Genomic DNA, 18,463 nt, shown 5'->3' with positions numbered 1-18,463 from the left:
GCCGGGCCCGTCCTTGCCGCTTCCCGCTGCGCCGATCGGCCTGCAGGCGCTGGAGGCGCGGCTGCGCCAGGACCTGCAATGGCTGGGCCTGCCTCCGGCGCCCTGGGTGCCGGCGCGCACCGAAGCGGGCGACGAGGTGCTGGACGTCGCCATCGTCGGCGGCGGCATGGCCGGCCTGGCGCTGGCGGCGTCGTTGAAGCACCTGGGCGTGCGCACCCGCGTCTTCGACCGTGCGCCGGAAGGTTTCGAAGGTCCGTGGGCGACCACCGCGCGAATGGAGACGCTGCGCTCGCCCAAGGAGCTGTCCGGGCCGGCGCTCGGGCTGCCCGCCCTCACCTTTCGCGCCTGGTTCGAGGCGCAGTTCGGCCTGGCGCAATGGCAGGCCCTGGACAAGATCCCGCGCCTGCAATGGGCCGACTACCTGCGGTGGTACCGCCGGGTGCTGGACCTGGACGTGCGCAATCGCCAGCGGGTGCTGGCCGTGCGGCCGCAGGCCACCGGACCGGTGCAGCTGGAACTGGCGGACGACAGCTGCGGCGGCGCCACCTGCCTGGTGCATGCGCGCCATGTGGTGCTGGCCACCGGCCGCGACGGGCTCGGCGGTCCGTGGGTGCCTGACTGGGCCCACGCACTGCCGCGCGAGCGCTGGGCCCATTCGGCCGACGACTGGGACGCGGCGGCGCTGGCCGGCCGGCGCGTCGCCGTGATCGGCGGCGGCGCCTCGGCGATGGATGCCGCCGCCACCGCGCTGGAAGCCGGCGCTGCGCGGGTGGACCTGCTGGTGCGTCGCGCCGACCTGCCGCGCGTCAACAAGAGCAAGGGCGCCGGCAGCCCGGGCGCGGCCCATGGCTTCTGGCTGCTGCCGGACCACTGGAAATGGCGCTTCCGCCATTACATCAACGTGCAGCAGGTGCCGCCGCCGCACAACAGCACGCTGCGCGTCTCGCGCCACGCCAACGCGCAATTCCACTTCGGCACGCCGGTGGCGTCGGCGTCCCTGCGCGGCGACGGCGCGCTGCGGCTGGACACCGCGAAGGGGCCGCTGGCCGCCGACTTCGTCATCTTCTGCACCGGCTTTCGCCTCGACTGGAGCCAGCGGCCGGAGTTCGCGGCCTTCGCGCCGCAGGTGCGGCTGTGGCAGGACCGCGAGCAGGCCGAGGCGTTCGAGGACGATGCCGAACTGCGCGAGTCGCCCGACCTGGGCCCGCTGTTCGAGTTCCGCGAGAAGGTGCCCGGCGCCTGCCCCGGCCTGGAGCGCGTGCACTGCTTCTGCTACCCGGCGGCGCTGAGCCACGGCGCCGTGGCCGGCGACATCCCGCAGATCAGCGACGGCGCCAGGCGGCTGGCGCAGGGCCTGGCCGGCAGACTGTTCGCCGAGGACGCGGCGCTGCATTTCGCCGCGATGGAGGGCTACTCGGAGCTCGAACTCGAGGGCGACGAATGGACGCCCGCCGCCTTCCCCGCCTACGACGACGAAGCATCTTGAGCAAGACAGAGCCGAAAACCCGCATGACCTCGATCCCACCCGCAGCCGACATCGTCGACGCCCTCGTGCCCCTGCCCGCCGGGGACCCGACCCACGCGGTGCGCCACCGGCGCGACAAGGTGGTGGCCGCCACCCAGGGCAGCGACGACGCGATCTTCGATCCGGCGCTGGCCGGCCCGAGCCTGGCCGAGCGGCTGCTGGCGGCGCAGCTGGTTGCGCGCCTGGCCGGCGCGACGGCGCTGCAGGCGCACTACCGCGGCCGGCTGCTGGCCCTGCCCTGGCTCAGCGCGGCGCAGGCGGCGGCGCTGGACGACCCGGCGCCGCGCTTGTCGGGCGCCGACGCGCGGCTGCAGGCGATCCTGCGCTTCACCCGCACGCTGGCCGAGCGTCCGGTGGAAGGCGACAAGGCGGCGCTGCAGCGGCTGCCGGCCGCCGGCCTGTCGACGCCGGAAGTGATCGCGCTGGCGCAGCTGATCGCCTACGTCTCCTTCCAGCTGCGGATGATCGCGGGCCTGCAGGCGATCGCGGCACTCGGCGACGACAGCGGGGCGGCGCCGGCGATCGACGCGCCGCAGCAAGCCTTCGTCCATCCGGCCCACCTGGCCCGGCCCGGCGAGCCGGTGCGCGTCAACGGCTACACCAGCGAGACGCTGGACTGGAAGGCCTGGCTGCCGGTGCTGGAACTGGAACAGGCGACGCCGCAGCAGCTGGCCGTTCTCGACGCCAGCCATCCGAAGGCCAGGAGCTCGGATTACTACCTGCTGCTGGTGCACCAGCCCCGCATCCTGGAGCAGCGCTCGATCGTCTTCAACGCGATCATGTATGCGCCGGGCGGGCTGTCGCGGGCCGAGCGCGAGCTGGCCAGCGCCGTGGTGTCGCGGGTCAACGGCTGCGTGTACTGCGCCTCGGTGCATGCCCAGCGCTTCGAGCAGCTGGCCAGGCGCAACGACGTGATCCGCCAGCTGTTCGCCGAGCCCAGGGGCGCGGGAACGAGCGCCCGCGAACGCGCCATCGTGCAGGCTTCGATCGACCTCACGCTGGACCCCGCGCAGTTCGGCGCGGCGCAACTGCAGCCGCTGCGCGCCGCCGGCCTGTCGCCGCTGGAGCTGCTGGACCTGGTGCATGCGGTGGCGATCTTCGCCTGGGCCAACCGCCTGATGCTCAACCTGGGCGAGCCGGTCGTTCCGGCGCTCTAGCGCTGGACGGCTGCCATATGACACCGGTCGCAACTGCGCCGGTGCCGTGCCCGCGCAGCGCGGAATAGTTGCGGCATTTCTTGCCGTCTCGGAACGGCTTACCGCCGGGGTGTAGGACGTGCGCGCCAATGGCGGGGGCGGCCCGCCGCGGCCACTGCGTGCCGTGCAAACTGAGGGTTCGGCAACGTCAATCACTTTCAGGGAAACCAACATGACCGAGAAATACGTGGGCACCACGCCCCGCCCGAAGCGCGGCTTCGCCGCCATGGCGCCGGAACGGCAACGCGAGATCGCCAGCCTGGGCGGCCGCGCCGCGCACCAGAGCGGCCATGCACACGAGTTCACGTCCGAGGAAGCGCGCATCGCCGGCAGGAAGCGCCACGAACGCCGCAGTCCCGGCGCTTGAGGCCGCGCGGCATCCCATGGCATCGAGCAGCCAGCGCCAGCAAGGCACGGGCGCAGCCGGCGGCCAGGACGTTGCCAGGCAGCCGGGCCAGCAAGGCAAGCGGCGCAACACCGACGGCCAGCACAACCGCGGCTTTGCATCGGTCGACCCCGAGCGCCAGCGCCAGGTCCGCCGCGACGCCGCCGATGCGGCCGAGCCCGGGGCGGCCGATGCGAACGGACCGGGCGGCACGACGGGCAAGGGCGCCTGAGTGCCGGCCGCGTGCATCGCGCTCGCTGCGTCCGCTTCGGTTGCAGCGCAGCGAGGGCAGGACATGAGGGTCCTGCTGGTGGAAGACAACGGAGACTTCGCCCTCCCATGCCGCCAGTTGCTGGCGGCGCTGCGCGGCGTGCAGGTGGTGCAGACCGCGGCCTCGGCGCAGGAGGCATGCGACTGGCTGCGCGCCAACCCCGGCGGCTGGGACCTGGTGGTGGTGGACCTGTTCCTCGGCCAGGGGCACGGCTTCACGGTGCTGCGCGAATGCGCCGGCCGCCCGCCGCTGCAGCGCGCGGTGGTGCTCTCGGCCTACGCGGACGAGACCGCGCGCCAGTACGCGCGCAAGGCGGGCGCTGACGCCTTCTTCAGCAAGACCAACGAGATGGATGCACTGCTCGCCTATTGCTTGCAGCTAGCGGGAGAGGTGGATGGAGCCAATCGTTAAAGCGCCATTGCCCCATCCCGGCGCGCCCGACCAGCCCGGGGCGCGGAGCGGCGTCGGCGCCGCCCATGCAAGCCGCCGGCTGGTGGAGGACGCATACGACCGGCTCGCCGCCGCCCGCAAGGTGCTGCAGCGGGCCCGCGACCTGGCGCCGGCCCGGCGCCCGGGCGTCATCGAACGTCCCGCGATGCCCCGGCAATAGATCCGCCGGCTGCCCGGGCGGCGTGGGCGCCGCCTGCGGCCTAGCTGCGCGCGCCGCGCGTCGTGCCCATTAGCACGGGCCGCTGTCGCTGTCGATCCCATCAAAGGAGCAGCCCGTTCACCCGTCCGAATGATGCCTGCACCCCTGTGCGTGGGTTCAATGCATTGGCCCGGACCAATCAGCGATTCGTAAGAACTCGTGGTGCGGCATTCAACCCTAACCAGGAGAAGCTCGTGATGAATTCGAAACTGACCACATTGGCGCTTGCGATGCAGGCGGTTGTTGCCCTCGGCCTGGCCGGCTGCGGCGGCGGCGGCGGACAGGACGTGACGCCGACGGCGGCAGCGCCGGCTCCGGTTCCCGCTCCCGGTCCAGCAACCACCCCGGCCCCTGCTCCTGCACCTGCACCTGCACCGGCGGTCTCCACCGTCCAGGGCAGCGTGGCAGTCAACGGCGCGGTCATGAACGCAGTGGTCTGCATGGACCTGAATGCCAGCGGCAGCTGCGATGCCGGCGAACCGGCCTCGGCGCCGACCGGCGCGGATGGCGCATACACCCTCAGCTACACCAGCGACCAGGTCTCCGCAGCGCAGGCTGCCTCGGCCTCCCTGATTGCCCGCATCGTCCCCGGCACCGCCAGCGACGCCGCAGCGACCATCGACGCCGCCGGCCCCGCCCCTGCCAGCACCGACAAGCCCTATGTGCTGCGCCAGGTGCCGGGCAAGGCCGGGCAGATCAACCCGCTCACCACGCTGGTGGCGATCGGCATGTCCAAGGGCATGACCGAGGCGGATGCCCGGGCCAACGTGGCGGCGGAGCTGGCCATCGCGCCGTCGAAGATCGACAACTACCAGGACGACCCGGCGCTCGACAGCGCACAGGTGGTGGATACCGCGCGCCAGGTTGCGGTCGACGGCGTGGCGGCGATGCTGGCGGCAGGGCTTGCGGTGTCGGCAGGCAACCAGACTGCCGGCTTCGAGGCCGCGCCCGGCGACCTCGGCACGTTCAACTACACCAATGCCAACAACTACTTCTACCGCTACTTCAGCCGGCTGGCCAAAGCTGCCGGCGTCGCCGGGGTGCAGACGCAGGAAGTGCGCGGCGGCCTGACCGGCGGCGCGGCGCCGACCCAGGACAGCCTGTTCACCTTCGCCTATCTCGGGGCAAACGGCTGGACCCGCTGCAATGCGGTGACGATCGCCGGCACCATCGGCGCGCCCGGGCGCAGCCTTTACTGCGGGGCGCTGACGCAACTGGGCTACACGGCTCCCATCAGCATCGCCGGGCGCACCATGGCCAGCGTCGTGACGGAAATGCAGGCCGACCCGGCCACCAACACCATCAACAACGGCCTGCCGAGCGACGCCCTGCTGGCGGATCTGGGCCAGGCCACCTTCCCCGAGGGCAGCAACATCGATCGGCGCACCATCATCACCCTGAAGCCGGCCATCCAGATCGGCAACACATCGACGGACGCGCGCCCGCAGTCGGAATCGACGCTGGAGCAGATGATCGCCAGCAAGCCCGCCAGCGGTGCATCCGCCAACGGCGCTGGCTCGGTGTCGCTCGGGGTCACCGGGCTGAAGAACCTGCGGCTGGCCTTCGGCGCCGCGTCCAGCGCGACGACGGGCGAGGCGCAGTTCCTGGACTGCGACATCAACGCGACCCGCAGCGCCGTCAGCAACTGCACCCCAACCACCACCGGCACTTATTCGATCGACACCGTCAACGGCCGCCGGGTGCTGCGTTTGTCGGCGCTGCCGCCGGTCATCAGCCTGACCTCCAACCCGGTGTTCGTCGAGGTCCAGGACGAACTGGGTGTGGTCGGCAACCGGGTGTTCGCAGCGCGGGAGAACAAGATGGGCCGGACCACGGCCATCAGCGTGCAGAACCGCCTCGATACAACCGCCTGGACCGCGCTGAAGTCGGTGCTCGGCCTGCTGTAAACGAGAGATGCGCAGGGCCTTTGCCCTGCGCCGCCTGGCCCGGCTCGCCGCGGCCTGATTGCGCCAGTGGCGCGCGCGGCGCCGACCGCCGGGCCGGCGCGGGCATGCTCCGTTTGGAGTAGGCGCAAACCCGGCGCCAACCAGCCATGCGCAACGCCCAAAATTCGACGGCGCCTCAGCAGTTGCTGCTCCCACGGCACACCAAAGTCGTCAATCTTTAGGCGAATCCCTACATTGCTTCAAGCTGTGTCTACGTCGTCCTACAGCGGCCTCGAATTTCTGCGCGGACACTCGTGACGCCCCTTTGCCGCCCCGCGCTGCCCCGGGGTGTTGTAACAACAGCCGGGAGCACGACCGCGACCCGGCCACCGGAGCCCACGACATGGACCAGGCAGCCCGAGGCACTACTTTGCGAACGAAGGCCCGCAAGACACCCGTCGCGACCGTCAAGCAGGCGGGCGGCACGCGAGCCGCCCTCGCCGGAATCCAGACCCTGCCCAGCGATCTCGCCGATGCGCGGTCGCGCCAGGTGCTGGCGGCGATGATGGCGTTTGCCGCCGGCGACTTCAGCGCCCGGCTGCCGCTGGACTGGTCCGGAACCGACGGCCGGATCGCCGAGGCCTTCAACCAATCGATCGGCAATGCGGAGCGCATCACGATCGAGGCCGCACGCCTGAGCAGCACGGTCGGCAAGGAAGGCCGGCTGTCGCAGCGGATGGCGGCGCCGGGGGCGGTCGGCGGCTGGGCGGCTCAGGTCGACTCGCTCAATACGCTGATGGACGACCTGGTGCGTCCCACCACCGACATCGCGCGGACCATCGGCGCGGTGGCCAAGGGCGACCTCGGCCAGTCGATGGACCTGCAGGTGGACGGCCGCGCGCTCAAGGGCGAATTCCTGCGCTCGGCGAAACTGGTCAACACCATGATCGAGCAGCTCGCGGTGTTCACGTCGGAAGTGACGCGGGTGGCGCGCGAAGTGGGCACCGAGGGCAAGCTGGGCGGCCAGGCCAAGGTCAAGGGCGTGTCGGGCGTGTGGAAGGACCTCACGGACTCGGTCAACCAGATGGCCGGCAACCTGACGGCGCAGGTGCGCAACATCGCCGAGGTGACCATCGCGGTGGCCAACGGCGACCTGTCCAAGAAGATCACGGTGGACGTGCGCGGCGAAATCCTGCAGCTGAAGGAAGCGACCAATACGATGGTCGACCAGCTGCGTTCCTTCGCGTCGGAAGTGACGCGGGTGGCGCGCGAGGTGGGCACCGACGGCCGCCTCGGCGGCCAGGCCGTGGTGCCGGGCGTGGCCGGCACCTGGAAGGACCTGACCGACTCGGTCAACTCCATGGCCAACAACCTGACCTCGCAGGTGCGCAACATCGCCACCGTGACGACGGCGGTGGCGCGGGGCGACCTGTCGCGCAAGATCACGGTGGACGTGAAGGGCGAGATCCTGGAGCTGAAGGAAACCATCAACACGATGGTCGACCAGTTGAACGGCTTCTCCTCCGAGGTGACGCGGGTGGCGCGCGAGGTGGGCACCGAGGGCAAGCTGGGTGGCCAGGCGCAGGTGCCCGGCATCGCCGGCACCTGGAAGGACCTGACCGACTCGGTCAACTCGATGGCTTCCAACCTCACCGGCCAGGTCCGCAACATCGCCGGCGTGGCCACCGCGATCGCCAAGGGCGACCTGTCGTCCAAGATCACGGTGGAGGTCAAGGGCGAGATCCTGGCGCTGAAGGAAACCATCAACACGATGGTCGACCAGTTGAACGGCTTCGCCTCGGAAGTGACGCGGGTGGCGCGCGAGGTCGGCACCGAAGGCAAGCTCGGCGGCCAGGCCGACGTGCCCGGCGTGGCCGGCACCTGGAAGGATCTGACCGACAACGTGAACTTCATGGCCTCCAACCTGACCGGCCAGGTGCGCAACATCGCCGAAGTGACCACCGCCGTGGCCAACGGCGACCTGTCCAAGACCATCACGGTGGACGTGAAGGGCGAGATTCTCGAATTGAAGAACACCATCAATACGATGGTCGACCAGCTCAATGGCTTCGCCTCCGAGGTGACGCGGGTGGCGCGCGAAGTGGGCACCGAAGGCAAGCTGGGCGGCCAGGCCGCGGTGCCGGGCGTCGCCGGCACGTGGAAGGACTTGACCGACTCGGTCAACTTCATGGCCTCCAACCTGACCGGCCAGGTGCGCAACATCGCCGAAGTGACGACCGCCGTGGCGCGCGGCGACCTCTCAAAGAAGATCACGGCCGACGTGCGCGGCGAGATTCTCGAATTGAAGAACACCATCAACACGATGGTCGACCAGCTCAATGGCTTTGCCGGCGAGGTGAGCCGGGTGGCGCGCGAGGTGGGCACCGACGGCAAGCTCGGCGGCCAGGCGCAGGTGCTGGGCGTGGCCGGCACCTGGAAGGATTTGACCGACAACGTCAACTCGATGGCGTCCAACCTCACGGCGCAGGTGCGCAACATCGCCGACGTCGCCACCGCCGTGGCCAACGGCGACCTGTCCAAGAAGATCACGGTGGACGTGAAGGGCGAGATCCTGGAGCTGAAGAACACGCTCAATACGATGGTGGACCAGCTCAACGGCTTCGCCTCGGAAGTGACGCGGGTCGCGCGCGAGGTTGGCACCGACGGCAAGCTGGGCGGGCAGGCGCAGGTGCGCGGCGTGGCCGGCACCTGGAAGGACCTGACCGACAACGTCAACTCGATGGCCAACAACCTCACGGGCCAGGTGCGCAACATCGCCGACGTGACCACCGCGGTGGCGCGGGGCGACCTGTCGCGCAAGATCACGGTGGAAGTGAAGGGCGAGATCCTGGAGCTGAAGAACACCATCAACACGATGGTCGACCAGCTCAACGGCTTCGCCTCGGAAGTGACCCGCGTGGCGCGTGAAGTGGGCACCGAAGGCAAGCTGGGCGGCCAGGCCGAAGTGCCCGGCGTGGCCGGCACCTGGAAGGACCTGACCGACAACGTGAACTTCATGGCGTTCAACCTGACCGGCCAGGTGCGCAACATCGCCGACGTCGCCACCGCCATCGCGCGGGGCGACCTCTCGCGCAAGATCACGGTGGAAGTGAAGGGCGAGATCCTTCAGCTCAAGCAGACCATGAACACCATGGTGGACCAATTGAACGCCTTCGCCGGCGAGGTGAGCCGGGTGGCGCGCGAGGTGGGCACCGACGGCAAGCTGGGCGGCCAGGCGGCGGTGGAAGGCGTGGCCGGCACCTGGAAGGACCTGACGGACAACGTCAACTCGATGGCCTCCAACCTCACCGGCCAGGTCCGCAACATCGCCGAAGTGACGATCGCCGTGGCCAACGGCGACCTGTCCAAGAAGATCACGGTGGACGTGCGCGGCGAAATCCTGGAGCTGAAGGAAACGATCAACACCATGGTCGACCAGCTGCGCTCGTTCGCGGCCGAGGTCAGCCGGGTGGCCAAGGAAGTGGGAACCGACGGCAAGCTGGGCGGCCAGGCGCAGGTGCCCGGCGTGGCCGGCACCTGGAAGGACCTGACCGACAACGTCAACTCGATGGCCAACAACCTGACCGGCCAGGTGCGCAACATCGCCGACGTCGCCACCGCCATCGCGCGCGGCGACCTCGGCCGCAAGATCACGGTGGACGTGAAGGGCGAGATCCTGCAGCTGAAGGAAACCATCAATACGATGGTGGACCAGCTCTCCGCCTTTGCCTCCGAAGTCACGCGGGTGGCGCGCGAGGTCGGCACCGAAGGCAAGCTGGGCGGCCAGGCCGCGGTGCCCGGCGTCGCCGGCACCTGGAAGGACCTGACGGACAACGTCAACTCGATGGCGTCCAACCTGACGGGCCAGGTGCGCAACATCGCCGAAGTGACCATCGCGGTGGCCAACGGCGACCTGTCCAAGAAGATCACGGTGGACGTGCGCGGCGAGATCCTGCAGCTGAAGGAAACCATCAATACGATGGTGGAGCAGCTGCGCTCCTTCGCCTCCGAGGTGACGCGGGTGGCGCGCGAGGTCGGCACCGAAGGCCGCCTCGGCGTGCAGGCCGTGGTGCCCGGCGTCGCCGGCACCTGGAAGGATCTGACCGACTCGGTCAACACCATGGGCGCCAACCTCACCTCGCAGGTGCGCAACATCGCGGAAGTGACCACCGCCGTGGCGCGCGGCGACCTGAACCGCAAGATCACGGTGGACGTCAAGGGCGAGATCCTGGAGCTGAAGAACACCATCAACACGATGGTCGACCAGCTCAACTCCTTTGCCGGCGAAGTGACGCGGGTGGCGCGCGAAGTGGGCACCGAAGGCAAGCTGGGTGGCCAGGCCGAGGTGAGCGGCGTCGGCGGCACCTGGAAGGACCTGACCGACAACGTCAACTTCATGGCCTCCAACCTCACCGAGCAGGTGCGCGGCATCGTGAAGGTGGTGACGGCCGTGGCCAACGGGAATTTGACCCAGCGGCTCACGGTGCAGGCCAAGGGCGAGGTGGCGGCGCTGGCCGACACCATCAACGGCATGACCGACACGCTGGCCACCTTCGCCGACCAGGTGACCAACGTGGCGCGCGAGGTGGGCGTGGACGGGCGCCTGGGCGGCCAGGCCAACGTGCCGGGCGCGGCCGGCACTTGGAAGGACCTGACCGGCAACGTGAACCTGCTGGCCGCCAACCTGACGACCCAGGTGCGCGCGATCGCCGAAGTGGCGACCGCGGTGACCAAGGGCGACCTGACGCGTTCCATCCAGGTGGATGCCAAGGGCGAGGTGTCCGAGCTCAAGGACAACATCAACACCATGATCTCGAACCTGCGCGAGACCACGGAAAGCAACCGCGAGCAGGACTGGCTCAAGTCCAACCTGGCGCGCTTCACCGGCATGCTGCAGGGCCAGCGCGAGCTCAGCACGGTGGGCAAGATGCTGCTGTCCGAGCTGGCGCCGCTGGTCAACGCCACCCAGGGCACGATCTACCACTACAGCGGCGCCGGCGACAGCGCCGGCCGGCTGGCCCTGCTCTCCAGTTATGCGCAGAGCGGCGACGTGCCGCTGGCGCCGACGGTGGCGCTGGGCGAAGGCCTGGTCGGCCAGTGCGCGATCGAGCGCAAGCGCATCCTGCTGACGGATGCGCCGCCGGATTTCGTCACGATCAGCTCCAGCCTCGGGCGCGCCCGCCAGGTCAGCGTGGTGGTGCTGCCGGTGCTGTTCGAGAACCAGACCAAGGCGGTGATCGAGCTGGCCTCGCTGCACCCGTTCAGCGTGGTCAACCTGAACTTCCTGGACCAGCTGGCGCTGGGCATCGGCGCGGTGTTCAACACCATCGAGGCGACCATGCGCACCGAAGGCCTGCTGACGCAGTCGCAGCAGCTGACGGCCGAACTGCAGTCGCGCCAGAGCGAGCTGCAGCAGACCAACGAGGAACTGGGCACCAAGGCCAAGCTGCTGGCCGAACAGAACGCCGAGGTGGAGCGCAAGAACCGCGAAGTGGAGCAGGCGCGCGGCGCGCTGGAGGAAAAGGCGTCGGAACTGGCGCTCACCTCCAAGTACAAGTCGGAGTTCCTGGCCAACATGTCGCACGAGCTGCGCACGCCGCTCAACTCGATCCTGATCCTGTCGCAGCAGCTGGCCGAAAACTCGCCGGGCAACCTGTCGGCCAAGCAGGTGGAGTTCTCGCGCAACATCAACTCCTCGGGCACCGACCTGCTGCACCTGATCAACGACATCCTGGACCTGTCGAAGATCGAGTCCGGCACGGTGACGGTGGAAGTCGAGGAGATCGGCTTCGCCAGCCTGCGCGACAACATCGACCGCAACTTCCGCCACGTCGCCGACGCGAAGAACCTGCCCTTCCACATCCGCTTCGCCGACGACCTGCCGCGCTCGATGGACAGCGACCCCAAGCGGCTGCAGCAGATCCTGAAGAACCTGCTGTCCAACGCGGTGAAATTCACTGCCCATGGCCAGGTGGAAGTGCGCGTCGGCCTGGCGTCGCAGGGCTGGAGCCCCGACCATCCGGTGCTGCGGCAGGCCCAGCACGTGGTCGCCTTCGCGGTGGAAGACACCGGCATCGGCGTCGCCCCGGAAAAGCAGCGCCTGATCTTCGAGGCCTTCCAGCAGGCCGACGCCGGCACCTCGCGCAAGTACGGCGGCACCGGCCTGGGCCTGGCGATCAGCCGCGAGCTGGCGGTGCTGCTGGGCGGCGAGATCCGGCTGTCCAGCGTCTACGGCAAGGGCAGCACCTTCACGCTCTACCTGCCGCTGCACTACGCCGGCCCGGACGGCGCCACCATCGCCCGCGGCCCCGACAGCAAGGCCGACGCGGGGCGCGTGATCGCCCTGCCGGGCGTGCGCGAGGAACACATCGCCGACGACCGCGACATCGTGCAGGCCGGCGACCTGGTGCTGCTGATCATCGAGGACGATCCGCATTACGCGCGCATCCTGCTGGGACTGGCGCGCGACAAGGGCTTCAAGGGCCTGGTCGCGACCAAGGGCGCGCACGGCCTGGCGCTGGCGCGCCAGTTCACGCCGGCGGCGATCTCGCTGGACATCTTCCTGCCCGACATGCTGGGCTGGACGGTGCTCAACCAGCTCAAGCTCGACCCGGCGCTGCGCCACATCCCGGTGCAGATCATCACGATGGAAGAGGAACGCCAGCACGGCCTGGCGCACGGCGCCTTCGCCTACCTGGTCAAGGAGCCGACCACCACCGGCCTGGAAGCCGCCTTCGACCGCATCAAGGAATTCACCGTGCCGCGCACGCGCCGGCTGCTGGTGGTGGAAGACAACCAGATCGAGCGCGACGCCGTGCTGGAACTGCTGGGATTCGACGACATCGAGATCGTCGCGGTCGGCCAGGGCGAGCAGGCGCTGGCGGCGATGCGCGAGCAGGCCTTCGACTGCATCGTGCTGGACCTGCGGCTGCCGGACATGACCGGCTTCCAGCTGCTGGAGCAGATGCAGACCGAGCCTTCGCTGGCGCAGCTGCCGGTGGTGGTGTTCACCGGCAAGGACCTGAGCCGCGACGAGCAGGAGCGCCTGAGCTCCATGGCCAAGAGCATCGTGCTCAAGGACGTGCAGTCGCCCGAGCGGCTGCTGGACGAAACGGCGCTGTTCCTGCACCGGGTGGTGACGCAGCTGCCGCAGCAGAAGCAGGCGATGCTCGAGCGGCTGCACAACTCGGCCGAGGTGCTGCGCGGGCGCAAGGTGCTGGTGGTGGACGACGACGCGCGCAACATCTTCGCGCTGACCTCGGTGCTGGAGAACCACGAGGTGGACGTGATCAGCGCCACCAACGGCCGGCAGGCGATCGACATCATCAAGAGCACCCCCGGCATCGCGATGGTGCTGATGGATATCATGATGCCGGAAATGGACGGCTACGAAACCATGCGCGAGATCCGCAACGAACCGGAGTTCCGCACCCTGCCGATCCTGGCGCTGACCGCCAAGGCGATGAAGGGCGACCGCGAGAAGTGCCTGGACGCCGGCGCCAGCGACTACATCGCCAAGCCGGTCAACACCGACCAGTTGCTGTCGCTGATGCGGGTCTGGCTGTTCCGGTGAAGCACTCCATGAATTGCCAAGCCGATGAACGGATCCTGAAGTGAACAGCGTCATCGCAGCCGCGCCCGCGGCGACGGCACTCGCCGACCGGGTCAACATCCTGATCGTCGACGACGAGCCCAAGAACCTGATGGTGCTGGAGACCGTGCTGGACGATCCCGGCTACCGGCTGATCCGCGCCAATTCCGGCGAAGAGGCGCTGCTGTCGCTGATGGCGCACGAATTCGCGGTGCTGGTGCTGGACGTGCGCATGCCCGGAATGACCGGCTTCGAGCTGGCCCAGATGATCAAGGAGCGCCGCAAGACTGCACGGATCCCGATCATCTTCCTGACCGCGTATTTCAACGAGGACCAGCACGTGCTGGAGGGCTACGGCACCGGCGCGGTCGACTACCTGCTCAAGCCGGTCAATGCGGCGGTGCTCCGATCCAAGGTCGCGGTGTTCGCGGAGGTCTATCGCAAGAGCCGGGCGCTGGAGGTGGCCAACCGCTCGCTGCTGGCGGAAGTGGCCGAGCGGCGCCGGGCGGAAGCGCGGCTGAACGAACTGAACGACACGCTGGACCGGCGCGTCACCGAGCGCACCAACGAACTGCAGTTGCGCGAGGCGCAGCTGCGCGAAGCCAACCGGCGCAAGGACGAATTCCTGGCCACGCTGGCCCACGAGCTGCGCAACCCGCTGGCGCCGGTGCGCAATGCGGTCCACATCCTGCGGATGAAGGGACAGGGCGCGCCCGAAGTGAGCTGGGCCGCCGAACTGATCGAGCGCCAGGTGCAGGCGATGAGCCGGCTGATCGACGACCTGATGGACGTCAGCCGCATCGACCAGGGAAAGATCGAGCTGCGGCGCGAGCGCCTGGACCTGCTGTGCGTGCTGAACGACGCCATCGAGACCACCCTGCCGGTCGTCGACGAGGCGATCCACCAGCTCAAGCTCGACCTGCCGGAGCACCAGTTCATGGTCGACGGCGACCGGGCCCGGCTGGCGCAGGCCTTCACCAACCTGCTCAATAACGCCTGCAAGTACATGGACCCGGGCGGCCGGATCGAAGTGACGGCGAAGCAGGATGGCGACGCCGTCGAGGTCGTGGTGTGCGACACCGGCATCGGCATCGCCGCAGAGCGGCTCGAAGGCGTGTTCGAGATGTTCTCGCAGGTGGAAACCGCGCTGTCGCGGTCGCGCGGCGGGCTCGGCGTCGGGCTGTCGCTGACCCGCAAGCTGATCGAGATGCACGGGGGCACCGTGGTGGCGCGCAGCCGCGGCCTCGGCCAGGGCAGCGAGTTCGTGGTCCGGCTGCCGCTGGCCGGCGTGCCGGCGCAGCCATCGGCGCAGCCGCCGGTCGCCGCTGCGGGGCCGGTCTCCGCGGCAGTGGCCGACGCCAGCACCGGGCTGCGCATCCTGGTGGCGGACGACAACGTCGACGCTGCCGAGACGCTTGCGGCCTTGCTCGAGCTGTCGGGGCACGAGGTGCGGCAGGTCCACGACGGCGAGGCCGCCGTGGCGGCCGCCGCCGACTTCGACCCGCAGCTGGTGCTGCTGGACCTCGGCATGCCCAGGCTCAACGGCTACGAGGCCTGCCGGAAGATCCGCGCCCTGCCCGGCGGCCAGGCCAGGACGGTGGTCGCGGTCACCGGATGGGGCCAGCCGGACGACCGCCGGCGCTCGGCCGAGGCCGGCTTCGACGTGCACATGGTCAAGCCGGTGAGCCCGCGGGTGCTCAGCGAGCTGGCCGCCGCCCTGCTGGCGCGCAACGGCAAACGCGCGAGGCCGTGAGAGCCCGTCGACGAGGGACCTGTGCCGAACGGTGAACTGATCCGCTCCGCTCCGGCGCTGGAAGCGCCGGGGCCGCCCAAGCCGCAGTCGTGGCTGCGCTCGCTCGGCCCGGGCCTGATCACCGGCGCCGCCGACGACGATCCCAGCGGCATCGCCACCTACTCGCAGGGCGGGGCGCAGTTCGGCTACACGGTGGCCTGGACGGTCCTGTTCACGTTCCCGCTGATGGTGGGCATCCAGCTGGCGAGCGCGCGCATCGGCCGCGTCACCGGGCGCGGCCTCACCGAGAATTTCGCCAGGCAGTTTCCGCGGCCCGTCGTCCATCTGCTGATCAGCCTGCTGGTGGTTGCCAACACGATCAACCTGGGCGCCGACATCAATGCCATGGCCGACGCGGCCCACCTGATCACCCACTGTGACCCGAGATGGATGGCCGCCGGCTTCGGCCTGCTGTCGCTGGCGCTGCAGGTCTTCCTGCCCTATGCGCGCTACGTGCGGATCCTGAAGTGGCTGACGCTGGCGCTGTTCTCGTACATCGGCGTCGCCTTCACGGCGCACGTGGACTGGGCGGCAGCGGCACATGACGCGCTGATGCCGCACATCGTGTGGAGCCGCGACTATGCAACCACCATCGTCGCCATCCTGGGCACCACGATCAGTCCGTACCTGTTCTTCTGGCAGGCGGCCCAGGAGGTGGAGGAGATCAGGCGCGTGCCCGAGGACAAGCCCCTGCGCACGGCCCCCGAGCAGGTGCGGGCGCAGCTGCGCCGCATCAAGCTGGACACCTATGCGGGCATGGGCGTGTCCAACCTGGTGGCCTTCTTCATGATCGTCGCGGCGGCCGCGACGCTGCACGCGCACGGCATCGTCAGCATCGAGACCACCACCCAGGCGGCGCAGGCGCTGGAACCCATCGCCGGCCGCTTCGCCTACCTGCTGTTCGCCATCGGCATCATCGGAACGGGACTGCTGGCATTGCCGGTGCTGGCCGGCTCGGCCGCCGATGCGATCGCCAGCCTGCGCGGCTGGCGCAAGGGCCTGGACCAGCCGCCAGGCCGCGCCAGCGCGTTCTACGGGGTGCTGGCCGCCGCCATGCTGGTCGGCGTCGCCATCAGCCTGGCCGGCTTCAACCCGATCAAGGCGCTCTACTGGTCGGCCGTGATCAACGCGGTGATCTCGGTGCCGATCATGGTCGCCGTGATGCTGACGGCCTCCAACATGAAGCTGATGTCCAACATCGCGCTCCACACCAAGTGGAAGGTGCTGGGCTGGCTGGCAACCGCCGCCATGCTGGCCGCCACCATGGTGATGGGCTACACCCTGCTGTTCTGAAGGCCCGCTGAAGCATCGAGCCGCGCGCCGGGCTGCGCACCGGGCGCCGGATGCGCGGCCGCGCTTGACCCGTCGATTTCCTCTGGGTAATATAGCCATATGGAAATCAATGACCGCTTGAGCGTGGCGTTCGCGGCGCTGGCCGACCCGACGCGGCGGGCGATCCTGGCGCGGCTGGCAGCCGGCGAGGCCGATGTCGGCGAGTTGATGAAGCCCTTTTCACTGAGCCAGCCGGCGATCTCCAAGCACCTGACGGTCCTGGAGCGGGCCGGCCTGGTGGTGCGCGGGCGCGATGCGCAGCGGCGGCCCCGCACGCTGGCGCCGCTGCCGCTCAAGGACATCGCCGACTGGCTGGAACCCTATCGCGCCTGCTGGGAGCAGCGCTTCGCCGGGCTGGATGCCCACCTGCAAGAGATGCAGAAAAGCAGCAAGCGCAGCGCACCGCGCGCCGCGAAAAAAACAAGGGCGCCCCGATGATGAACGACGAGAGCTTCCAGGTCAGCACGCCGACCGATCGCTCGATCGCGATGACGCGGCTGTTCGATGCGCCGCCGGCCGTCGTCTTTGAGGCCTGGACCCGCGCGGAACACATCTCGAAGTGGTGGGACCCGAGCGGCGCCCCGCTGGCCGCCTGCGAAGTGGACCTTCGTCCCGGCGGGTGCTTCCGCTGGGTGAACAGCGGGCAACCGGATTTCCCGTTCGAGGGCGTCTATCGCCAGATCGAGCCGGCGCAGCTGCTGGTGTTCACCACCCGCGGCGCCGGCGGACGTTCCGAATCGGTCGCCACCCTGCTGTTCCACGACGTCGGCGGCCGCACCCGGCTGGACATGACCATCGTCTGCGGGTCGGCGCAGGAGCGCGATGCGCTGCTGGCCATGCGCGTGGACGTCGGCACCGGGAAGACGCTCGCCAATCTCGCGCGCCACCTGGCCGGCATGGCTGCAGCAGCCGGCCCGGGCGGCCCCGGGCGCACGTCGGGGACCGTGCTGTCGCGCGACGGCACGCGGATCGGGTTCGACCGGGTCGGGCAGGGCCTGCCGCTGATCCTGGTGGACGGGGCGCTGTGCTACCGCGGCATGGGGGCGAGCGGCCAGCTGGCCGAACTGCTGGCGTCACGCTTCACCGTGTTCACCTACGACCGGCGCGGCCGCGGCACCAGCGGCGACACGCCACCGTATGCGGTCCAGCGCGAGGTGGAGGACATCGACGCCTTGCTGCAGCACGCCGGCGGCAGCGCCAATGTCTGGGGCATGTCGTCGGGTGCGGCCCTCGGGCTGGAAGCAGCGGCGGCGCTGCCGGGGATCGCCAGGCTCGCTCTCTACGAGGCGCCCTTCATCGTCGACCGCGGCCGGCCGACGACGCAGGATGACTGGCGGCAGATCGGGGCGGCGCTGGCGGCCGGCCGGAGCGGCCACGCAGTCGCCCTGTTCATGAAATCGGTGGGCGTGCCGGCGATCGTGCGCGCCGCCATGCGCCTGCTGCCCGCCTGGAACAAGCTGCGCGCCATTGCCCACACGCTGGCCTATGACGGCGCGCTGGTGGGCGACAAGCAGCTCGGGCAGCCGCTGGATGCCGCGAGATGGCGTGGCATCACCATCCCGGTGCTGGTGATGGACGGCGAAAAAAGCGCGGCCTGGATGCGCGCCGGCAACAGGGCACTGGCCGCAGCGCTTCCCGGCGCTGCATACGTCACCCTGCCGGGGCAGACGCACATGCTCAAGCCGCGGGCCCACGCTCCGGCGCTGGCCGAATTCTTCTCGCGGCCCTGAGCTGCGGGGGTCCTGCTGGGCCCACCAGGGGGACAACCCGGTTGCGGGCCTCGCGCGGCTCGGCTCCCTTGCACCCCTGCGGCTGATCCATTCGACATCAACCGGA

The 18,463-nt window shown here is 69.5% G+C and carries 12 protein-coding genes; all 12 read left to right on the top strand.

The window, feature by feature from the left end; genetic code table 11:
- Positions 1-13 precede the first annotated feature (13 nt).
- The gene (locus tag ACFPOE_RS17530; RefSeq protein ID WP_376851922.1) at positions 14-1,486 is read left to right on the top strand and encodes a SidA/IucD/PvdA family monooxygenase; all 1,473 of its coding nucleotides are present in this window, start codon (positions 14-16) and stop codon (positions 1,484-1,486) included.
- Positions 1,487-1,509: 23 nt separating this feature from the next.
- A complete protein-coding gene (locus ACFPOE_RS17525) occupies positions 1,510-2,682 on the top strand; it encodes a CMD domain-containing protein (protein ID WP_376851576.1) in 1,173 nt (390 codons plus the stop codon).
- Positions 2,683-2,893: 211 nt separating this feature from the next.
- Positions 2,894-3,088, top strand: a complete 195-nt coding sequence (locus tag ACFPOE_RS17520; RefSeq protein ID WP_376851575.1) for a KGG domain-containing protein — start codon at positions 2,894-2,896, stop codon at positions 3,086-3,088.
- 16 nt (positions 3,089-3,104) lie between these two features.
- Positions 3,105-3,338 carry a hypothetical protein gene (locus tag ACFPOE_RS17515; RefSeq protein ID WP_376851574.1) on the top strand — a complete coding sequence of 78 codons (234 nt, stop codon included), beginning with the start codon at positions 3,105-3,107 and terminating at the stop codon, positions 3,336-3,338.
- 63 nt (positions 3,339-3,401) lie between these two features.
- Complete coding sequence (locus ACFPOE_RS17510; protein WP_376851573.1) at positions 3,402-3,788, top strand: response regulator; 387 nt, start codon at positions 3,402-3,404, stop codon at positions 3,786-3,788.
- Positions 3,772-3,987 (top strand): hypothetical protein, encoded by a 216-nt coding sequence (locus ACFPOE_RS17505; protein ID WP_376851572.1) that lies wholly within the window; start codon positions 3,772-3,774, stop codon positions 3,985-3,987. Before ACFPOE_RS17510 ends, ACFPOE_RS17505 begins: the two co-directional genes overlap by 17 nt.
- A gap of 236 nt (positions 3,988-4,223) precedes the next feature.
- Positions 4,224-5,933, top strand: coding sequence for a hypothetical protein (locus ACFPOE_RS17500; protein ID WP_376851571.1), 1,710 nt, complete (start codon positions 4,224-4,226; stop codon positions 5,931-5,933).
- 541 nt (positions 5,934-6,474) lie between these two features.
- Positions 6,475-13,485 carry a HAMP domain-containing protein gene (locus ACFPOE_RS17495; protein WP_376851921.1) on the top strand — a complete coding sequence of 2,337 codons (7,011 nt, stop codon included), beginning with the start codon at positions 6,475-6,477 and terminating at the stop codon, positions 13,483-13,485.
- Between the two features lie 40 nt (positions 13,486-13,525).
- Entirely contained in the window at positions 13,526-15,256 is a 1,731-nt protein-coding gene (locus ACFPOE_RS17490) for a response regulator (RefSeq protein ID WP_376851570.1), read from the top strand.
- A 21-nt stretch (positions 15,257-15,277) separates the two neighbouring features.
- The gene (locus ACFPOE_RS17485; RefSeq protein ID WP_376851569.1) at positions 15,278-16,588 is read left to right on the top strand and encodes an NRAMP family divalent metal transporter; all 1,311 of its coding nucleotides are present in this window, start codon (positions 15,278-15,280) and stop codon (positions 16,586-16,588) included.
- Positions 16,589-16,687: 99 nt separating this feature from the next.
- Positions 16,688-17,065 carry an ArsR/SmtB family transcription factor gene (locus ACFPOE_RS17480; protein WP_376851568.1) on the top strand — a complete coding sequence of 126 codons (378 nt, stop codon included), beginning with the start codon at positions 16,688-16,690 and terminating at the stop codon, positions 17,063-17,065.
- The gene (locus ACFPOE_RS17475) at positions 17,062-18,357 is read left to right on the top strand and encodes an alpha/beta fold hydrolase (RefSeq protein WP_376851567.1); all 1,296 of its coding nucleotides are present in this window, start codon (positions 17,062-17,064) and stop codon (positions 18,355-18,357) included. The genes ACFPOE_RS17480 and ACFPOE_RS17475 overlap by 4 nt, the downstream gene beginning before the upstream one ends.
- Positions 18,358-18,463: the final 106 nt, after the last annotated feature.

Source organism: Caenimonas terrae (genome assembly GCF_042655405.1).
Classification (GTDB): domain Bacteria; phylum Pseudomonadota; class Gammaproteobacteria; order Burkholderiales; family Burkholderiaceae_C; genus Ramlibacter; species Ramlibacter terrae_A.
Note: the sequence above shows the minus strand (reverse complement) of the source record. Positions and strands in the feature narration are given on the sequence as shown.

Excerpts from the sequence above, each read along its gene's own strand:
- ACFPOE_RS17525 (WP_376851576.1), top strand. The coding sequence starts at position 1,510 with ATGACCTCGATCCCACCCGCAGCCGACATCGTCGACGCCCTCGTGCCC.
- ACFPOE_RS17520 (WP_376851575.1), top strand. The coding sequence starts at position 2,894 with ATGACCGAGAAATACGTGGGCACCACGCCCCGCCCGAAGCGCGGCTTC.
- ACFPOE_RS17515 (WP_376851574.1), top strand. The coding sequence starts at position 3,105 with ATGGCATCGAGCAGCCAGCGCCAGCAAGGCACGGGCGCAGCCGGCGGC.
- ACFPOE_RS17510 (WP_376851573.1), top strand. The coding sequence starts at position 3,402 with ATGAGGGTCCTGCTGGTGGAAGACAACGGAGACTTCGCCCTCCCATGC.
- ACFPOE_RS17505 (WP_376851572.1), top strand. The coding sequence starts at position 3,772 with ATGGAGCCAATCGTTAAAGCGCCATTGCCCCATCCCGGCGCGCCCGAC.
- ACFPOE_RS17500 (WP_376851571.1), top strand. The coding sequence starts at position 4,224 with ATGAATTCGAAACTGACCACATTGGCGCTTGCGATGCAGGCGGTTGTT.
- ACFPOE_RS17495 (WP_376851921.1), top strand. The coding sequence starts at position 6,475 with ATGATGGCGTTTGCCGCCGGCGACTTCAGCGCCCGGCTGCCGCTGGAC.
- ACFPOE_RS17480 (WP_376851568.1), top strand. The coding sequence starts at position 16,688 with ATGGAAATCAATGACCGCTTGAGCGTGGCGTTCGCGGCGCTGGCCGAC.
- ACFPOE_RS17475 (WP_376851567.1), top strand. The coding sequence starts at position 17,062 with ATGATGAACGACGAGAGCTTCCAGGTCAGCACGCCGACCGATCGCTCG.